This window comes from Methylobacterium sp. E-016, from assembly GCF_022829745.1.
Taxonomy (GTDB): domain Bacteria; phylum Pseudomonadota; class Alphaproteobacteria; order Rhizobiales; family Beijerinckiaceae; genus Methylobacterium.
Genome location: NZ_JAKSYF010000118.1, coordinates 40,196 through 59,383, shown reverse-complemented (window position 1 = coordinate 59,383; position 19,188 = coordinate 40,196). Strand labels below are relative to the sequence as shown.

General features: G+C 73.1%; 13 protein-coding genes. 4 read left to right on the top strand and 9 right to left on the bottom strand.

Features of this window, described 5'->3' with window-relative positions; all coding sequences use genetic code 11:
• Window positions 1–315: 315 nt before the first annotated feature.
• On the bottom strand, window positions 316–756 hold the full coding sequence (locus tag MKK68_RS15840) for a hypothetical protein (protein WP_244031247.1): 441 nt from the start codon (window positions 754–756) through the stop codon (window positions 316–318).
• Window positions 757–1,093: 337 nt separating this feature from the next.
• Here MKK68_RS15840 and MKK68_RS15835 point away from each other — a divergent pair, with 337 nt between their 5' ends.
• Entirely contained in the window at window positions 1,094–2,449 is a 1,356-nt protein-coding gene (locus MKK68_RS15835) for a PP2C family protein-serine/threonine phosphatase (protein WP_244031245.1), read from the top strand.
• A gap of 10 nt (window positions 2,450–2,459) precedes the next feature.
• Here the strand turns inward: MKK68_RS15835 and MKK68_RS15830 are convergent, their stop codons facing one another.
• From MKK68_RS15830 to MKK68_RS15815, 4 genes are all read right to left on the bottom strand, one after another.
• Complete coding sequence (locus tag MKK68_RS15830) at window positions 2,460–2,855, bottom strand: DUF3307 domain-containing protein (RefSeq protein ID WP_244031243.1); 396 nt, start codon at window positions 2,853–2,855, stop codon at window positions 2,460–2,462.
• Between the two features lie 97 nt (window positions 2,856–2,952).
• On the bottom strand, window positions 2,953–3,660 hold the full coding sequence (locus tag MKK68_RS15825; protein ID WP_244031226.1) for a FecR domain-containing protein: 708 nt from the start codon (window positions 3,658–3,660) through the stop codon (window positions 2,953–2,955).
• Window positions 3,657–4,493, bottom strand: a complete 837-nt coding sequence (locus MKK68_RS15820) for a hypothetical protein (protein ID WP_244031224.1) — start codon at window positions 4,491–4,493, stop codon at window positions 3,657–3,659. The genes MKK68_RS15825 and MKK68_RS15820 overlap by 4 nt, the downstream gene beginning before the upstream one ends.
• A 401-nt stretch (window positions 4,494–4,894) precedes the next feature.
• Window positions 4,895–5,749 (bottom strand): glycosyltransferase, encoded by an 855-nt coding sequence (locus MKK68_RS15815; RefSeq protein WP_244031216.1) that lies wholly within the window; start codon window positions 5,747–5,749, stop codon window positions 4,895–4,897.
• 356 nt (window positions 5,750–6,105) lie between these two features.
• Between MKK68_RS15815 and MKK68_RS15810 the strand changes: the two genes are divergently transcribed.
• Genes MKK68_RS15810 through MKK68_RS15800 form a run of 3 tightly spaced genes read left to right on the top strand, consistent with a single transcriptional unit; the run spans window position 6,106 to window position 13,789 of the window.
• On the top strand, window positions 6,106–8,784 hold the full coding sequence (locus tag MKK68_RS15810; RefSeq protein ID WP_244031214.1) for an autotransporter-associated beta strand repeat-containing protein: 2,679 nt from the start codon (window positions 6,106–6,108) through the stop codon (window positions 8,782–8,784).
• Window positions 8,781–11,510 carry an autotransporter-associated beta strand repeat-containing protein gene (locus MKK68_RS15805; protein ID WP_244031212.1) on the top strand — a complete coding sequence of 910 codons (2,730 nt, stop codon included), beginning with the start codon at window positions 8,781–8,783 and terminating at the stop codon, window positions 11,508–11,510. Before MKK68_RS15810 ends, MKK68_RS15805 begins: the two co-directional genes overlap by 4 nt.
• A gap of 8 nt (window positions 11,511–11,518) precedes the next feature.
• Window positions 11,519–13,789: a CHASE2 domain-containing protein gene (locus MKK68_RS15800; RefSeq protein WP_244031202.1), complete on the top strand. Its 2,271-nt coding sequence runs from the start codon at window positions 11,519–11,521 to the stop codon at window positions 13,787–13,789.
• A 35-nt stretch (window positions 13,790–13,824) separates the two neighbouring features.
• Here the strand turns inward: MKK68_RS15800 and MKK68_RS15795 are convergent, their stop codons facing one another.
• From MKK68_RS15795 to tssF, 4 genes are read right to left on the bottom strand one after another with little or no spacing between them, the layout of a single operon-like run.
• A complete protein-coding gene (locus MKK68_RS15795; RefSeq protein WP_244031193.1) occupies window positions 13,825–14,673 on the bottom strand; it encodes a protein kinase domain-containing protein in 849 nt (282 codons plus the stop codon).
• 43 nt (window positions 14,674–14,716) lie between these two features.
• Entirely contained in the window at window positions 14,717–16,249 is a 1,533-nt protein-coding gene (locus tag MKK68_RS15790) for a class I SAM-dependent methyltransferase (RefSeq protein ID WP_244031191.1), read from the bottom strand.
• Between the two features lie 57 nt (window positions 16,250–16,306).
• Window positions 16,307–17,395 carry a type VI secretion system baseplate subunit TssG gene (gene tssG, locus MKK68_RS15785; RefSeq protein ID WP_244031189.1) on the bottom strand — a complete coding sequence of 363 codons (1,089 nt, stop codon included), beginning with the start codon at window positions 17,393–17,395 and terminating at the stop codon, window positions 16,307–16,309.
• Window positions 17,359–19,185, bottom strand: coding sequence for a type VI secretion system baseplate subunit TssF (tssF, locus tag MKK68_RS15780; protein ID WP_244031187.1), 1,827 nt, complete (start codon window positions 19,183–19,185; stop codon window positions 17,359–17,361). The genes tssG and tssF overlap by 37 nt, the downstream gene beginning before the upstream one ends.
• Between the last annotated feature and the right edge of the window lie 3 nt (window positions 19,186–19,188).

Here is a 19,188-nt window from a genome sequence, read left to right as displayed (position 1 = left end):
GGGTCAGATCCTTCGCCGTTCAAACCATTCGATGGAGGACGTTAGGCATGCCGGATTTGGGCAGGGCAAACCAAATGCGCGTGTAACCGTCCGAGTGAACCGCCCCGGGAAACCCGGATCGATTCAGTTCCGGTCATGATCGCCTTCCACGACGATCATCGTGCCTCTGCGGGGTCGAGTCGATCTGCAGGCTCCTGCCGATCGCCCCGTCGACGGATCACGCGCAGGCCGCGCGATCTGCCCGCCGTGCGGCAGGTCATCCTCGGTCGCCTGTCGCTTCAAACCGCCCTTCGATATCGAAGGGCCGAGGTCGTGCTAGCGCAGGGCTGCCGCATCGGCTTTGCGCGGTCGTCCGCGCTTCCGAGGCCTGTGGCGGGCCTGGCACAGGATCGGGTCGCGCAGGGCCGCCCGGCAGACGATGCCCACGGGCGCCGGGACCGGGTTGGTGCCCGCCTTGTAGGCGTTCCAGGCGCTCAGGGAGATGCCGAGGAACTCGGCCGCTTCCTGGTTGGAGAGGGCGATCGCGGCCTGCCAGGCCACGAGGTCCGCCCGGCTGAAGGCGCGCTGCTCGGCGGCGATGCACCAGAGGTGGGCCGCTGCGATGTGCAGAGGGCCCCAGGTCAGCCCGGTCCCGTCCGGGCTGACCTCCACCGCGGCGAAGCGCCGGGGCTGCTTGAGGGGCGCGCGCTCGGGTCCGCCGCCGGCGATCCAGCCGGCGAGTTCCACACAGGAGGACGAGCCGTCGTCCCAGGTCACCTTGACGTTCGTGGGACCGATACACAGCACTTGGGTAAGGTAGGCAGGGCGTGGCACGGATCGGACCCCTTCAGGCCGGGCCAAGCACTGCGCCGCCCCGGTGTCACAAGGCGTAAGTCCGTTCGCCCCGTGCATGCGTGCGGCCCGGCACCCAAACCCGGAGCGCGGGCCGGCCGCCGCCCCGTCGCCGTGTCGGACCGCACGCGTACGCGGACCGGCGGGGCGCCGGCCGCGCGCCGGATCCATGCGCGGGGCCAATCGCGGGCTCGCGCCTTGACGGCCGCCGACCGAACCGGACAGGAGTTCGATGCAGGACGGCGCAGCGCGGAAGGACATCATGAACACGACCCGGACGCCCTCCTCAAATTCGACCGCCCTGGCGGCGCTCGTCCGGACGCACCCGACCTTCGCGCAGCTCGACGAAGCGGTGCTCGCCGTCCTCGTCGGCGGCAGCCGGGTCGTCGCCTTCGGGACCGACGAGCCGCTGGTGCGCCAGGGTGACGCCAGTGATTGCGCCCTCGTCCTCATCGAGGGCACCGTCGCCGTCGTGGCGCAGACCGATTTCGGGATCGCGACCCTGTCCGAGCTGTCGGGCGTCCAGCTCCTGGGCGACGTCGGCGTCTACGCGCAACTTCCGCGCTCGGCGACGCTGATGGCCAAGACGCCGGTGCGCGCCCTGCGCATCGAGCGCGCGGCGATGCTGCGCCTCTGCCACGATGCGCCGGAGGTGCCTCTGCGCGTGATCCAGCAGCTCGGCGCCAGGCTCAACGCCTTCAACCAGGCGATCGCCACCTACGCGGACGCGCTCTCGGCGCTGGACGCGCAGCACGGCGACCCCGGTATCGTCGAGGCGCTGCTCAACCCGCCCCCGGAACTCACGAACTTCGCGGGCGCGTTCGGCAGGATGGCGCAGTTCATCCGGGAGCAGCGGCGCCAGCGCGAGGAGATGGCGAGCGCCGCGGCGATCCAGAATGCCCTCCTGCCCTTTCCGCTGCCGACCGACCCGCGCCTGCGCCTCGACGCCCGGATCAAGCCCGCGCGCCACGTCGGCGGCGACTTCTTCGACGCGCGCCTCGTTGCGCCCGATCGGCTGATCGTCACGATCGGCGACGTGTCGGGCAAGGGTGTCCCGGCCTCGCTGTTCGCGACCGTCTGCCAGATGGTGATGCGCCTCGTTCTCGACGACGGCGCGGACCTCGGAGCGTCCCTGACGCGGGCCAACGTGCTGATCACCTCGGCGAACCGGGAGGGCATGTTCGCGACTTTTCTCGTAGTGCAGCTCCATCTCGGGACCGGCGAGATGCGCTATTGCAATGCCGGCCATGTCTGGCCGACCATCCAGCACGCGGACGGGACCTGTACGGTGCTGAGCGGGAACGAGCTGCCGCTCGCGGTCATCGAGGATGCCGCCTACGTGGAGCGCCGCACGCACCTGGCGGAGGGCGACCGCCTCGTCCTGTGCACGGACGGCGTGATCGAGGCCAACGACGTCGGGGGCGAGGAGTTCGGCCAGGATCGGCTCGTCGAGACCCTCGGCCTGATCCGGGGGCAGGACGGGGATGCCGCCGAGGCGATCGTGGCGGCCGTCGAGGCCTTCGCCGGGGAGGCGGAGCAGTTCGATGACATCGCCTGCATCGTGGTGCGCCGGACCACCCCGGCGGACGCCGTATCGGCAAGCCCGAACGGCACCTGAGGCGCCGCCCTCAGGCGAGGGCGAGCATCGCGACCAGGAAGACGTTGGTGATCTGGTGCAGCAGCTGGTCGAAGCCCATCAGCCACCAGAAGCGCGCGTCGGTGACGGGCAGCTGGAGGTGCTGGCTGGCCAGTGCCTTGGCCCGGTCGATCGACCCGTGGACCACGAAGTCGACGAGCCCGAGCCACCAGAGGGCCGGCGCGACGAGGAGCGCGAGGCCGAGGGTGGCGAGCCCGTGCAGCCCGGCATGGGCGGCGAGCGGCTTATGCCAGCCGCCGATGCAATCCTTGCCCCGTGCCATCCAGTTCGTCTGGAGCACGAAATCGGCGGCGTAGTGCTTCAACTCCATCGCGAGCATCAGCAGCACGAATGTCCCGACCGGGACGGGCGTGAGCAGGGGCGGCATCGGGCCTCACCGGTTCGAGGGATTCGCCGCGATCGCGGCGGCCCCCGGCCTCGCGTCACATACGGTCGATGCGAGCGGGATCACCGGATGGCGCGGGTCAACGGCCACACAAGGCGGCGACGGCGCCCGGCGCCGCCACCGCGCCGCCATCGGCGAGCCGCGTCGGCGTGCACAGGGCCGGGCTCGCTGCGCACAGACCGGAAAAGCCGAGCTGAATCTGCGATCCGCCCGGCGTGGTGCCCGTGGTGATGCCGGACGTGGTCACGATGGCCACCGAGCCGGATTGGTTCAGCACCGCGCATTCCTTCCCGGACCGGGTACAGACGCGAACCTCGCCTTCGAGCAGCGTCACGACGCTGCGCACACCGGTCGTCGAGACGTCGAACGTCGTGCCGCGGACGCCGATCGTCGCGACCGGCGTGTTGATCTGGTAGGACTTCTTCTCAAGGTCGCCCGTGACGAAGCGGTAGGTGCCCTTCAGGAGGTTGAGGGCGACCTTGCCGGCTGGGCGATCCTCCGAATAGACGTACTGGTTGAGCGACACCCGCGCGTTGGGCCCGATCGAGAGATTGGTCTGGTCCAGGAAGACGATCTTGGCGACGCTGTCGGCGCCCGTCTGCACCGCCTCTTCCTTGAAGACGGATTCGCCCGTGGTCAGGGCGCTGCGCTGGTTCCCCTTCAGGCGGGAGACGTCGTTCTGCACGACGATCGTCTTGCCGATGCCCTGCGCGGCCACCGCACCGGGAACGGCGAGCATCGCCGCGGCCGCGAGCCCATGCGTGCAGGCCTGTTTGGCGAATCTCATCGCGGGGCGTTCCACAGTTCGGCCCACGATCTTAAGCGCACGGCCCCGGCGTTCAATGGCGACCCCTGCATTTCGTGCAGGTGTTGCAATTTGGGCGAAGCCGAGAAGACTCCCACCGGCGCCCTGGAAGAGTTGGTCCCGGCGGCGCAAGCCCTGCCCGGGTGATGCGAGCGGGGATCAGCCGCCCCGCGGGAAGAGGTCCCGGACGTCGACTCCGAGCTGCCCACGCAGGCTCTCGACGGCCTCGGGCGGGAGGGCCTCGACCCAGGCCCGGTGGGCGGCGTGGTCGGGCAGCGCCCGAGCGTCGGCGGGGGCACCTCGCCGAGGGCCGCGTAGGCGACGGCGTAGGCGGCGACGGCGTTTACGCTCGCGCACCGGGTCCGGCCGGTGACGAGGCCGCTCGCCCGGGCGCCGAGGAAGAAGAGGCGGTCGCCGACGGGGGCGAGAGCCGTCGGGATCAGGGCCCAGCGCCCGATCAAGCCGAACCCGGCGGGCAGGAAGAGGTAGCAGCTCGCATCGACGAACGCGGCCGGGTCCTCGTCCCGCAGCGGCATCGCCGACAGGTCGGGGCGCCGGAACCGGCGCGCGGCCGAAACGCCGCCGCAGCGGTCGAGCCCGACCGCGAGGGCCGCCGTGAGGCAGCGTTCCACGTGGTCGTCGTCGTACCAGCATTCGGCATCGAGGAAGCCGATCGCGGCGTAGCCCGCCGAGGCCGCCAGCAGCCCGCCGACGGCCCGCGCCGGCCCGGCGCCGCCCGCGCCCCCGGGGCCGAGCGCGAGGTGCCGGACGCCCGCAGGGTCGAGCCAGCCCTGCGGCGGGCCCTCGGGGACCAAGGATGTGATCCGCCGCGATGGTCTGGCGCCCGACGGAGCCGATGCAGCGCCGGAGCGTCTCCCGCGACTGCCCGCGATAGGGCGTCACCACGGCGACCCGGGGGGCGCCCCCCACCAGCCTGTCCAGCCAGGGCGACGCCTGCGCGCCGAGGCGCCGGAGGGCGAAGTCCCGGTTCGCGCTGACCCGCCGGCGCATGTCCGCCTCGAGATCCAGGCGTGCCAGCAGGAGTGCGCAGGCCACGAGGCAGTCGATGTCCCGGCCCGTCCAGTAGGCGTTGACCGCGTAGTCGTCGACGAGCCCAGTCTCGTAGACCCAGGGACGCAAGAACAGCCCCGCCTCCGGCCGGGGCAGGCCGAGGCCGCGCTCCGCCGCCGCGAGGCCGAGTGCGTGCGCGCCGCGCTCACGGCAGACGCGGGCGGCGGCGTGGAGGGCCTCGACGCGCTCCGGCACCGCCGCTGTCGCGCGCTCGAACAGCGCGAGCACCGCCTCCGTCGGTGCCCCCTGCCCCGCCATCAGCAGGCCGGCATTGAGCAGGCACTCGAACACCTCCTGGTCCCAGTGACCGAGGTCCGCGCGCCGGAGATAGGCGTCGATCGCGGGTCCGTCCTGGCCGCAATCCAGATAGCTCTGCGCGAGGTAGAACGTGTAGCGCGCGCAGGCCGGGATCGGCCTCCTCCACCAGCGCGGCCTCCAGCAGGGCTGCGTCGCGCGCGTACGTCTCCGGGTCGCGTGAGCGGGCGCCGTCCCCGCCGTAATGGACGGCGAGGCCCGCCGCGAAGGCGCGTGTCCGGGCCGAGTCGGGAACCGTGAGGTATTCGTGCAGCACCGACCGGTAGCGAAAATCCAGGCGGTTCGCGAAGAGCTGCAGGCGCCGGTAGACGGTCCCGCCGTGCCGGATCTCGACGTCGTCGACGTCCGCCGCCAGGGCCGCCTTGAAGGCGGCCGGGTCGAAGCCCGCATCGCGGACGAGGCGGTCGTCGGCATCGAGCACCAAGGTGTAGTCGATGCCGGGCCGCCGCCGCAGGGCCGCCAGGGCCGACGACCGGTTGTGCGCGAAGTCGCGCCAGGGCTCCGTGATCACGCAGCCCGGTATGCCGTGCCGCGCGAGCCAGGTCCGCACGAGGTCCGGCGTTCCGTCGCGTGATCCGGTGTCGACCACGACGGCGGCGTCGATCAGGTCGCTCGCGCTCTCGAGGCAGCGCAGCACGACGTGGGCCTCGTCCCGGACGATTATGCTCAGCCCGATGGTCGCCATTCGCCCGCCTTCCGGACCCGTCCACCGCGGGGACGGACTCACGGTCGCGAGGACGCCGCCTGCATATCCGAAACGGCGCCCGGACGTCGACGCAAGGCCGGATTCGGTGGTGGGTTCGGCCGTGCGTGCATCCGAATGTGGCGTGCTTCCCACAGCAACCGGCTTTCGGCGGAGATCCACGGGCAAATCCCGGACAGCGCAAGCGAATTCTGCTCTTATTCGGGATCATCGGGCGACCGGTCCGGCCGGGCCGTCCCCGGGGGCGGGGCTCGCCCGCCGATGCGCCCGGGCCGGGCCGTCGGGCTCGCCCGGCCGCTCGCGGCGATCGGGGCCGGGCGTGCAGGGATCGAGCGTGCATGAGTCACCGTAAGCGCAACTCGCTGCTCACGACGGTCTTCGTCTGCAGTGCTGTGCTCGCGTGCCTGGTGACCAACCGGGCAGCGTGGTCGGTCGGCGCGTCCGGCGCGCCGGGCCTGCCGGGCGGCGTCAGCGGCACGGGCGGCGCCGGCGGGACGGGCGGCGCCGGCGGGACGGGCGGGACGGGCGCCACGGGCCGGGACGTCCCGGGCGCGCCGGTCGCCAACAATCAGCCCGTCGCCGGTGAGGCGGGCGGCCTCGGCGGGACCGGCGGGATCGGCGGCGCGGGCATCGACGGCGGCGACGGGGCGTTCTCGTTCCCGGGTGGTCCCGGGGGGAGCGGCGGCGCCGGCGGCCTGGGTGGCACGGGCGGGACGGGCCTGCGGACCGTCGGCGGCGGCAACACCGATGCAATCCAGGGCGGCCTGGGCGGCACCGGCGGCACCGGCGGCCGGGGTGGACCGGGCGGACTGGGCTTCGACTGCACCAACACGGGCCCGGGCGGCACCGGCGGCACGGGCGGGGCCGGGGGCACGGGCGGCGACGGCGGCCTCGGCGGCGTCGGCGCGCAGCTGGACGCGGCGGGGACATTCACCAACACGGGCGCCGTCGCGGGCGGCACAGGCGGCGCCGGCGGTGCGCAGGGCCCCAGCGGGGCCGGCGGTTTGGGTGGGACCGGCGCGAGCGGCTCCACCGGGGGCGCGGCCGGCGCCGACGGCCCCCTCGGCGCGTTCGGCCTCGGCGGCACCGGCGGGACTGGTGCGGTCCTGGGCAGGGCCGGGACCTTCGCGAACAGCGCAGCGGGCAGCGTCGTCGGCGGCCAAGCCAGAGGAGGCAGCGGCCCCGGGGGAATTCGTGGCGGCGACGGCGGGGCCGGCGTCTCCGCGCTGGCGGGCAAGACCCTGACCAATGCCGGGGCGATCGCGGGTGGCGCGGGCCGGGACGGTCCGGCGGGCGACACCGGCACCGGCTATCCGGGCGGGCGGGGCGGAACCGGGGCCGACATCGCCGGCGCCGGCGCCGTCGCCAACAGCGGAACGATCACCGGCGGCCGGGGCGGTGCGGGCGGCACGGGCGGTACGGTAGCCACGAGCGACTTCGGTACCGAAGCGCCACCCGGCGAGCCCGGGGTCGCGGGCGTTGCGGGCGCGACGGGCGCGGACGCCGCCGCGGGCGGCGACGGGCTGCACATCACCGGCGGGACGGCCTTCGGCAACACCGGGACGATCGTGGGCGGCCTCGGTGGCGCGGGCGGCGCCGGCGGCACGGGCGGTTCGCCCCAGGGGAGCGCGAGCGCGGGCGGCACCGGCGGGACGGGCGGCCGGGGGGGCTTGGGCGGCACCGGCGGGATCGGCCTCCAGCTGATCGGCGGGGGCGCCTCCGGCAATGCCGGGACGATCCGGGGCGGGGACGGTGGAAACGGCGGCGCGGGCGGTGTGGGCGGCACGGGCGGCGACGGTCAGATCAGCGGTGGGGACGGCGGCCCCGGCGGAGCCGGCGGCGCGGGCGGCAGCGGTGGCGCGGGCGGGACCGGCCTGCAGCTCACCGGAGCGGGCGTGTTCACCAATGCAGGGATCATCGCGGGCGGCCAGGGCGCCGCTGGTGCGAGCGGCTTTGGCGGGGTGGGCGGCGTGGGCGCGAGCGGCGCCGTCGACAGCGCGGCCGGACCCTTCGGCGCGTCCGGCTTCGGCGGCGTGGGGGGCATCGGCCTCCTCCTGGCCGAACGGGGCAGCGTCACAAACGCCGCCACGGGCAGCATCCTCGGTGGTGCCGGGGGCGCCGGGAATGCGGGCGGCGACGGTGGGGTCGGCGTCTACGCGCCGTCCGGCGGGACACTCTTCAACGCGGGCGCGATCGCCGGTGGTACCGGCGCCTTCGGTGGCCGCGGCGGGACTGCCGTGGTTGGCGCCGACCTCGCCATCGTCACGTCCGGCAGCATCAGCGCGGGCACGGTCGCTCCCCCGCCCGCCCTGCGCGTGGTGGTGCCCGGCGGGACGGGGAATGCGATCACCTTCACCGGCGGCCTCAACAGCCCGACCCTGTACGCGACCTCCGTCATCAGCGGCAACGTCGTGGCCTTCAGCGCCGCCGACCGCCTCGGCCTCGGCGGGACGGCGAACGGCAGTTTCGACGTCTCCGGCATCGGTACCCAGTACCAGGGCTTCGGCGTCTTCCAGAAGACCGACGCGAGCACGTGGCAGCTGACGGGTACCACGGGTGCGGTCACGCCCTGGCAGGTGTTGGGCGGGACGCTCGCGATCGCGGCGGATGCCAGTCTCGGCGCGGCCGCCGGGGGCGTCCTCCTCGATGACGGCACGCTCCGGGCGACCCAGTCGTTCGCCACGGCGCGAACCATCACCCTGGGCGCCGCCGGCGGGTCCGTCCTGACGGATGCCGGCGTGACGGTGGCCGCCAGCGGACCATTGACCGGAAGCGGTGGCTTGACCAAGGCGGGCACGCTGACGCTGTCGGGGTCCGGCAGCTACACGGGTCCGACCCTGGTGCAGGCCGGCACCCTGGCCCTGGCCGGCACGGGCTCGCTGGCGGGGTCCGTCACCACGCTGGCGGGCGCCGCCTTCACGAATGCCGGGACCCTGTCGGGGGGCTCGCCAACGCGGGCACGGCCAGCAACGCCGGCACGATCGCGGGGGCGGTCGCCAACGGCGGCAGCTTCGTGAACACCGGCACGGTGGGCGGCCTCCTGACCAACGGCGCCGGCACGAGCACCAGCACGGGCACCCTGGCCGGGGGCGCGAGCGTCACCGGGGGCAGCCTCGTCCTGGGGGCGGGCAGCGTGGTGACCAGCCCGGTCTCCAACGCGGCGGTGGTGACGGCGCAGGGCCGCATCGACGGGGCGGTCACGAACGCGGCGGGGGCGCGCTTCACGCTGACGGGTCCGCTGGCGGGGGTGACGCAGCTGACCAACGCCGGCACGGTGAGCCTGGCGGGCAACGCGCTGAGCCTGGGCACGCTCGCGGCGGGCGCGGGCGGGGTGATCCAGAACGGCGCGGCCGCGGCGGCGACGCTGACGGTGACGGCGGGCGGCTACGGCGGAACCCTCCAGGACGGTCCGGGCGGGGGCGCGCTCGGCTTGACCAAGGCGGGTGCGGGCACGCTGACGCTGTCGGGGTCCGGCAGCTACACGGGTCCGACCCTGGTGCAGGCCGGCACCCTGGCCCTGGCCGGCACGGGCTCGCTGGCGGGGTCCAGCGGTCTGGCCCTTGCCGCAGGCTCCAGCTTCTCGATCGCCGGCCTAAGCAACGGCGGCGCCGCGATCACGTGCCTCGCCGACGGCGCGCCCGGGCAGGCCGGCAGCGTCCAGCTCGGCGCCAATACCCTCACGCTGACCAACGCGGCGGGCACGTTCGGCGGCACCATCATCGGCACGGGCGGCCTGACGCTGGCCGGCGGCACGCAGGTCCTGACGGGAACGAACGCCTATTCCGGCCCCACCTGGATCCTCGCCGGGACGCTCGTGGATGGAGCGGGCGGCGCCCTCTCGGCCGCCTCCGCCTTCACGCTGGCCAACGGCGCGACCCTCGACCTGGCCGGCTTCGACCATCGGATCGCCTCGCTGGCGGGGGCGGGCACCGTCACGAACAACGGCGCGGCGGCCGTGCGCCTCTCCGTCGGCGGCGAGGGCACGACGACGTTCGCGGGCGCCCTCGCGGACGGGGTCTCGCCCATCGGCTTGACCAAGGTCGGCACGGGCACGCTGACCCTGGCGGGGCTCGGCACCTATACGGGTGACACGCTGATCACCAAGGGCACGCTGGCGATCACCAACCCGAACGCCATCGGCACCGGGGTCCTGCTCATGGACGAGGCGACCCGCCTCGCGTTCATCGGCAGCGGCTACACGCTGGCGAACGCGATCCGCTTCACGGGGCGCGAGGACCCGACGATCGATTCCGGCCCGGGCACGGTCGCCATCAGCGGGCGGATCGCGGGGCCCGGCATTATCGAGAAGGCGGGCTCCGGCACCCTCGTGCTCCTCGCCGACAACAGCTACACAGGCCTCACGCGGATCGCGCAGGGCACGCTGCAGGTGGACGGCTCGATCGCCGCCTCGCCGCTCGTGACCGCCGCGCCGGGCGCGGTGCTGAGCGGGATCGGCCGCGTCGGCGGCATCCTCGCCCAGTCGGGCGCCATCGTGGCGCCGGGCAACCCGGCCGTCCCCTACGGTACCCTGACCGCGGAAGGCGCGGTGACGTTCGCCGCGGGCTCCGCCCTCGCGGTCAACACCTCGCCCACGGCCGCGAGCCACCTGGCGACGACGGCCACCGCGACGATCGCGCCGGGGGGTATCCTACAGATCTCGCCCGGTCCGATGGCCTATACGACGCCCCTGCGCCTGCCGATCCTGACCGCCTCCGGGGGCCTGACCGGGCAGTTCACCACCATCGTCTACACCGCTCCGGTGCAGGGCCAGCAGCCCTCGGTGCTCTATTCCGGGAACACGTCCTTCCTGCAGTTCGGCGACACCCAGATTAACCCGCGGAATCCCTCCCCGGACCTGACCAGCGCGATCGCCTCGGCGCGGGACCTCGCACGGGACCGGATCGGGGCGTTCGTGACCCAGCGGGTCATCGGCAGCGTGCTCACCGGCGCCACGCAGCAGGTGAGCTGCGGCGACTGCTTCAGCGGGTTCGGCATGGCCGGATCGTACAGCATCGGCGCGCAGGGCCGCCGCGCCATCACGGAGGACCTGATCGCCATCGGCGGCTTCTCGCTGACGGGCTACGACAGCGGCCGGGTCCAGGTCCCCGTCGCGCCGATCTTCGCGGGTCTCCTGCGCTACGACCCGGCCAATCTCGGTCCGGCTCGGCCCTTCGTCGACGTCGGCGGCCTCGTCTCGCCGGGGCAGCCGACGACCTACAGCCGGCCCTACACCTTCGGGAACCTGGCCGGGGTGGGCGTCGGCCGGACCTCGACGACGAGCGCCTCCCTCTTCGGGCGCGTGGGCTACGTCGCCCGCCTGTCGCCGCAGGACGAGATCGCGGCCTCGGCCGAGATCGCGCGGGGCTGGCAGTATGTCGGCGCCTACTCCGAGACGGTCTCGGCGCTCAACCCCTACCCGCTCGTCAGCCGCGGCGGGACCGACAGCATCAACATCGCCAAGGTCGGCGGCCAGTGGACCCACCTCTTCGGTGCGAAGATCGAGACCCAGTTCGGCCTCGGCGTCGCGCAGGGCTTCTGCACCGCGAGCGGCCTGAGGGCCGCATTCGGGGACCTGCCGGTCGCCACGCCGGTCGGCAACGCGACCTGGGCCGAGTACAGCGTCCGGGCGAGCTACCGGGTGAACCAGGAACTGGCGCTGGACGCGTTCGTCCTCGGAACCCTTGGGGCCCAGCCCATCGGCAACACCATTCACGGTGGCGTGTCCGCGCGCTACGCGTTCTGATGGCCGCGATGCCACCACGGCGTCTCCGCCCCCCCCGGGCGCCCGGGGGCGGCGGCGTCCTCCGGCGCCTGGGCCGGCGGATCGGCTCCGGGCGTGCCATCGCCACGGGCCTCCTGCTGCTGCTGCTCGCCCTGCGGGTGGCCGATCCGCCGCCCGTGGAGGCCCTGCGCCTGCGGGTGTTCGACGCCTTCCAGGCGCTCGCGCCCCTCCCCCCGCCCGCCGAGCGCCCGGTCGCCATCGTGGATATCGACGAGGCCAGCCTGAAGGCGCTTGGGCAATGGCCGTGGTCGCGCGAGCGGATGGCCGAACTCTGCCGAAGGCTCACCGAGGCCGGGGCGGCCGTGATCGCCTTCGACGTCATGTTCTCCGAGCCCGACCGACTGTCCCCGCCGATGCTCGCCGACACCCTGCCGAAGCTCAGCGACGCCGCCCGCGCGGACCTGCGGGCGCAACCCGGCAGCGACGCCACCTTCGCCGAGGCGATCCGGGCCGGACGCGTGGTGCTCGGGCAGACCGCTTCCGCCGAGCCGGTGGCCTGGGCCGGACAGGGGCCGCCGCCCCAGACCGGGATGGCCGTGGTCGGGAGCGATTTCGACCCCGCCGCCGCGCTGATGAGCTTTCCCGGGCTTATCCGGAACATCCCCGTGATTGAGGAGGCGGCAACGGGGCGGGGCGTCTTCACCATTAGCCCCGAACGCGACGGCGTGGTGCGGCGTGTGCCGATGGTGCTGCGCGCGGGCGGCACCGTGGTGCCCACCCTGAGCCTCGACGTGATGCGTGTGCTGACGCAGGCCGACAGCATCCTGATCCGCACCGACGCGACCGGCGTCGTCTCCCTGCGCCTGCCGGACGTCACCGTGCCCACGGACCCACGCGGTCAGATCTGGGTCCGCTTCGGCCGGCACGACCAAAGCCTGTACATTCCGGCCTACACGATCCTGGACGAGAGCTTCCCGCCCGAGCGGGTGCGCAACCGGGTCGTCCTCGTGGGCACCTCCGCGGTCGGCCTCCTCGACAACCGGACCACGCCCATTGACCCCTCGCTGCCCGGGGTCGAGGTCCATGCGCAACTCCTGGAGAACCTGCTCCAGGGCACCCTGCTCGTGGTCCCGAACGCCGCGATTATCATCGAGATCGCGGTCGCGGCGGTGGTCTCCCTCGGGATTATCGTGTTCGCGCCGATCCTCGGGGCGCTCAACCTGCTCGTGCTCGGGATCCTCGTGGCCGCCGGCCTCGCCTACGCCTCCTGGTTCGCCTTCTCGGCGCAGAGCCTGCTGCTCGACTCGACCTTCCCGCTGGCGACGACCTTCCTCGTCTACCTCACCGTCGTCTTCACCAACTACTTCCGCGAGCAGGCCGGCCGCGCCCAGATCCGGTCGGCCTTCGGGCGCTACCTATCGCCCGCCCTCGTGGAGCAACTCGCCCAGGCCCCGGAGAAGCTGCGCCTCGGCGGCGAAGAGCGGCGCCTCACGATCATGTTCTCGGACGTACGCGGATTCACGACCATCTCGGAATTCTACAAGACCGACCCGGCCGGGCTCACCGCCCTCATGAACCGCTTCCTGACGCCTCTCACGAACGCGATCCTCGACCGACGCGGCACCATCGACAAGTACATGGGCGACGCCATCATGGCGTTCTGGAACGCGCCGCTGACCGACGCGGAGCACGAGCGCAACGCGGCGGCCGCCGCCCTCGACATGCTCGCGCGCATGGACGCGCTGAACGTCCTACGCCGGGCGGAGGCGGAGGCCGGCGACCATCCGGTCCTGCCCATCGAGGTCGGCATCGGCATCAACACCGGCCTCTGCGTCGTGGGCAACATGGGGTCCGACCTGCGCTTCGACTATTCGCTGCTCGGCGACCCCGTGAACATCGCCTCGCGCCTCGAAGGCCAGTCGAAGTTCTACGGCGTCAAGATCGTACTCGGCGCCGCCACCGCGCAGGCCGTGTCCGCCCTCTACCCGGTGCTCGAGATCGACCTGATCCAGGTCAAGGGCAAGACCGAACCCGAGACGATCTCCACGCTGGTAGGGGACGAGGCCTTCCGGCGCTCCGCGCGCTTCGCCGCCCTCGCGGAGCGGCACGCGGGCATGATCGCAGCCTATCGCGACAAGCGCTGGGAGGAGACGCGCGCCGCGGCGGGCGCGTGCCGCGCCCTCGCCGAGGGGCTGCGGATCGACGGCCTCTATCAACTCTACCAAGACCGGGCCGACGCGTTCGCCGAGACGCCCCCTCCGCCGGACTGGGCGGGAGTCTACGCCGCGACGTCGAAGTAGCCGGCGCTCCGTCCGGCGCCGCGTCCGGGCGGGGGCTATCCGGCCCGGTCGTTGCGCTCGGCCGCCGCCCCTTCGGCGAAGCCCGCGAGCACCGTCGCGTAGGCCCCGAGGGCAGGGCGCCGCCCGGCCGCATCCGCCATCCCCGCCGCCACGAGGGGCGCGAGCGCGGCCGGGGCGCGGGCCCGCCAGCCGCGCTGGAAATCCGATCCGGGGCCTTCGCCCGCGCGCCGCCGCCGCAGGACCTCGTCCGCCGTACCGGCGTAGGGCGCCGCCCCGCCCAGGACGAACCCCAAGACGGCGGCGAAGGACCAGGAATCCGCGGACGGCGCCGGCGCCGCCCCGGCGATCTGCTCGGGCGCCATCCAGGCCGGCGAGCCGATCGTTTCTCCCGCGCCGAGCACGTCGCCCGGCACGCCGACGGCCCCGAGGTCGATCAGCACGAAGCGGCCATCCGGAGCGGACAGGACGTTGCCGGGCTTCACGTCCAGGTGGACGAGCCCCCGCGCATGCATGTGGGCGAGCCCCTCCGCGACGGTGGCGAGCCCCGCGAGGATGTCCGCCGGGCCGCCGCCCGCCGGGACGCGGTCCGCCAGCGAGGCGCAAGGCCTTCCGGATCCCCCCCGGAGGTCGTTGAGGAGAATCCACGCCGGCCCGGCCGCCAGGGTCGCGACGAGGCCGGGATGGCGGAGCCCGAGCCCGACCCGGCCCTCGCGCGCGAAGCGTGCCCGCCCGACGGGGTCGGCCATCGTCTCGGGGGTCGCGCACTTGAGCACGGCGGACCGGCCGTCGCGCGTCACGCCGTGGACGCAGGCGTGACGGGAGGCGGCCAGGCGTGCGGTGGGCCGGCAGCCGGCCTCGGCGAAGACCGGGTCCTCCCCGCTCATCGACGGGCCATCATCATCGATGGGACCTTCCGTGGCCCGCGTCCTAGAGCGCGCCGGCGCGGCGCCAGATCGGGACGGTCTTGGCCAGCAACTCGGCGATTTCGGCGTCGAGATCCAGCGTCCGGTCGGATTCCTTGGGACGCAGGATCAGGTTGTTGCGCCGGAGGCACTCCTCCACGCCCGCGACGAGGGCCGGAAGATCCATCGGCGCGTCGGGATCGGGCGAATCCGCGAGGACCTGATAGATCAGCATCGGCAGGAGTTCCAGCCGGATCACGATGCCCACGGTGCCGCCCGCAATCCAGCCAGTGTGCTGCGCGTCGACCAGGAACTGCTCTAGGCGCGCGAGGTTGTAGGATCGCAGCCGGGCCATCGCGGCCGGGTCGGGTCGCGCGCGGGCGACGTAGGCGAGGCGTCCACCCACGAGCATGCCCAGGATCTCCTCCGGAACTGGGGCGGTCCCCGGCTCCGCCGCCTCGGACAGCTCCGCCACGGTGCTGTCGCCCCGGGCCAGGGACTGGAGAGCCGGGGCGTAGAATTCCTCGTTCAGGGTGGCCTTGCCGACCGGCACGTCGATCTCGCGGCCGATCTCGCCGTCCCATCCCGCGAGCGTCAGCCGCTGCTCGCGCAGGCGCGCCCGCCGTGCCGGTTCGGCCAGGCGCCGCGGCCCGCGGATGAAGATGTCGCGCCGGAAGGTCCGTGGGCAGAAATAGTCCTGGACGGTCTGGCGCAGGTCGGGGGAGAGCGCCTCGACGAGATCCTTCTGCTCGGGCTTCATGCAGACCTGCGGGAAGTTCTCCAGCAGGTTGGCGGATGCCACGTAGTCGACCTTCGCCCCCGCCATCGCCGACGTGACCTCCGCAAAGAAGCTCGGGCGCCAGAACTCGTTCAGGTACTCGTGCGACAGGTAGGCGAATTTCTCTTTCTTGATCAGATCCTCGAGAATCTGAACGAGCTTCGGGTCTATGGCTGTTTCGCCGACGCCGGCGACCCGCCGCACCAGCTCCAAGGCTTCGCGGAATCGCTGGTCGCTGCTTCCGCCGGTCCGCCGGGCCCCCTCGTAGAGGAGGTGCTGGAGGGCGAGGGAGCCCGACCAGCCCGGCAGGGCGTTGTAGCTGACGCTGACGAGGCCGCCCGGCTTGAGATACCTGCGCAGGAAGGCGACGATGTGCCCCCGGTTGGCGGGGCTGACCCAGCTCCAGACCCCGTGCAGCGTCACGTAGTCGAAGCGCGGCAGATCGGCGACGGCCCCGTCGGCGAGTTCCTCGAACGCGCGCTCGTCCAGGGTGACGTTGGCGAGCCCGGTCCGCGCGACGACGCTCCGGCCGCGCGCAACGTGGGCGGGGTTGAAATCGAAGCCCCAGACCTGGGCTTGGCTGTTGGCGGCTCCCACCGCCATGGCCGTGTCCCCCAGCCCGCAGCCAAGTTCGCAGTAGGTGAACGGTTCGCCGGCCCGCACCGGCCTGTCGTATCCGGCCACGAGGCAGGCAACGTCGAGGTGGATCGGCATCTGCTCACGGTACACACCGCCTTCGTAGGCGATGTCCGACACGTATCCGTCGTTCCAGTTCATCATCGCGTCACCTTCACCATCGTCTGAACCATGTCGGGGCCGGGCCCGGGCTCGGGCGCGTCAATTTAGGGGCGACGCCGGCCGCAGGTCGACCTCGCCCGGCTGGGTCCGGCTTCCGTCCCAGCCCAGCCACGTGTTGAGCCCGAGGCGCCCGTCCGGCGTCGCCGCGGGGTCGTGGCCGATCCGCATGGGCGGAACCGCGTCGGGCCGCAGCACGACGCGGGTGTGGATCGCGACCTCGGGGCCGAGGGTGAAGGTCGCCAGATCGACGAGGTAGCGGGCCATCGGTCCGCCGGGCAGGAAGGCGAGGAAATCACGGTAGGCGAGCGGGCCGATCACCAGGCAGACGCTGGACTGGGCGTCCCAGACCCGCTCGCCGGCCACGGCCTCGCTGCCGAGGCGGCAGAAGCTTCCCTGCGGCCGCTCGACGGAGGGCATCCGGGTCTGGTCGGCCGCCGCGATCGGCAGCCAGACGCCATAAAACTGCTCGACGCGGATGGGATAGCCCAGCGCTCCGGACAGGATCTGGTCGACGGCGCGCGCCGAGCGGACCCGGTCGCCGAGGAGCCCGCCGAAATGCGTCGGCGTTGCATCCGGCACGGCCATCCGGCCGCGCAGGCCCGGTGAGCCGAGGCCGACGATCGCCCGGAGGATCTGGTCGATCGGGGTGCGGGTTCCGGAGAGGCCGCTGCGCTCGTGCTCGATCACCAGCCGGTGCTTGGCCCAGGCGTCGTAGAGCAGGCCGGCGGCCCGGGTGTTGAACAGGTCGAGAAAGGCGCGCAGGCCGAACTCGCGCTCGCGCAGGTTCGCCTGCACGATCTCGCTGAAGGCGTGCGGCAGCACGCCGGTGGCGCCTGTGAGTCCGATGACCGTTTGGGTGAGCTGCGGCGGTCCGCGCTCGCCGCGCGCCAGCACGGTGATCTCGGAGGCCGCGAAGGCCGGCGCCACGGTCGCGCGGACCTGGACGGCGGCCCGGCGGGGATCGGTGCCGCGACCGACCGGGTCGGGCGGCTCCCGGCCGTCTGCGCGCGCCGCCGTCACCTCCGCCCTCTCGATCAGGCGGATCGCCTGGAAGAGTGCGAAGGCGCGCGGGTGCGCGAACAGGTGCTCGATCAGAGCAGGACGCGATCGCCGGACCGGGCGGGCCATGTGCGCAGGGTTTCCGTGCGTCCCGACAGGGCCGCGGTGAGACGGGTGAAGGCGTTCACGGAGACGTACAGACCGAAGAAGCGTTCGAGCACGCTCGCCATCAGGAATGCGCCGTTGCCCGAGAATCGCGCGAGGTCGAGGGTGACGGTGATGTCGAGGCCGCGGCAGATCGCGCTGCCCCCGCGCCCGCGGATGCGGGCGGTGCCCGGAGCGGCGCTTAGGCCCACGATGCCGTCGATCAGCGCGCGCGTCTCGGCCGATTGCCGCAGGTCGTACAGCAGCAGGATCTCGCGCAACGCGGCGAGCCCGTCCGGGCCGCTGAGGGAGAGGTGGTTGAGGCCCAGATGCGAGACGAGCTGCCAGTGGCCGCCCCCCCGGAAGGCCGGCCGCAGGGTCGGCGTCGGCGCGGTCAGCGCGCGCACGCGCGCCACGCCGGGGCGGGGATCGAGGAAGGTGAGGTGCGGATGGCCCCCGCCGAAGGGGAGGCGGCTCGGCAGATCCCGGTTCAGGCAGGTCGCGTCAACCGCCAGGATCTCGTCAGCGGGGGCAGCGGGCGTCCGCACCAGGTCGACCAGGGACAGGAAGGTCTCGCTGCCGGGGTTGCTCGGCCCACCCGGCTCGCGCCGGGACAGCCACCAGGCGGTCGCCTCGCCGCCCCGGATCCCGACCGTGTCGAGGTCGGCGTGCCGGATCGCGTAAAAGGGCAGAGCTTCGCGCTGCTGGCCGTCGCTGCCGAGGATCCGGGCCTCATCGACGGCGTAGATCTCCAGGGCCCGCCCCCGCCGGCTGTCCGGCACCACCCGGCAATCGGTCGTGGTCTGGTTGAGGGCGATGGGCTCCGCCCGCTGGGGGAACAGGTTGACGACCGGCGTGCAGTGCAGGGCGAAGGCCTCGGCGCCGACGAGGCGCTCGAGTTCCGGCGTGGATTGGCGCAGGTAGACGAACACGTCGAGCCGCCGGCCCGCCGGCAGCCGCGCGGGCAGCCGCAGGTCGACGAACAGGAACTTCTCCGGGCAGACGAAGAACTCGGTGAGCAGTCGGTAGGCGATGTGCGCGGTGTCCGGATAGGGCAGCAGGCCCTCGTCCGGCTCGAAGCCCACCGCCGACAGGCAGTCCGGACCCGCCGCCTGGGCGACGGCATCGGGCCCGTCATCCGCGAACGCCACCGCCACCGCGTCGTTGAGCAGGGCCTCGTAGAGGCCGTAGCTGAGGGCCGGCTGGCCCCGCAGGAAGAAGCGCAGGACCGGGGGCGCCGCCTGCGCGATGCCGAGTTCCGGCATCGTCGATTCGAGGGTCAGGCGCAGGCAGGACAGCGCCTGGCCCGATCCCGGCACCGAGGGGGCCTTGAAGGGCCGCCGGACGAGCACCGCCTCGCGCAGGCGCACCGGGTGGACCACGACCGGGTAGGCCGTGCGGAACCGGCAGCGCTCGTCGTCGACCGCCTCGGTGTCGAGCAGAGTGCCGGCGGGCACGCTGTCGGGCTCGGGCAGGTCCTGCGGCGCCTCCATCTGAACGATCGCCATGGACGGGATCGGGCGCTGGTAGTGCGGGTAGAGGATGCCCAGGAGCGCGTCGGTCAGTTCCGGGAAGTCGTCGTCGAGCTTCTGCCGCACGCGGGCGGTGAGATAGGCAAAGCTCTCGATCAGACGCTCGACGAACGGATCCTCGATCGCGTCCTCGGAGATCCGCAGCCGTCCGGCGATGCGGGGGTGCTCGGCCGCGAACTCGGCCGCCGCTGCCCGGATGCTCGCCAGTTCGTCGTTGTAATGCGCCAGGAAGGCATCGTTCATTGG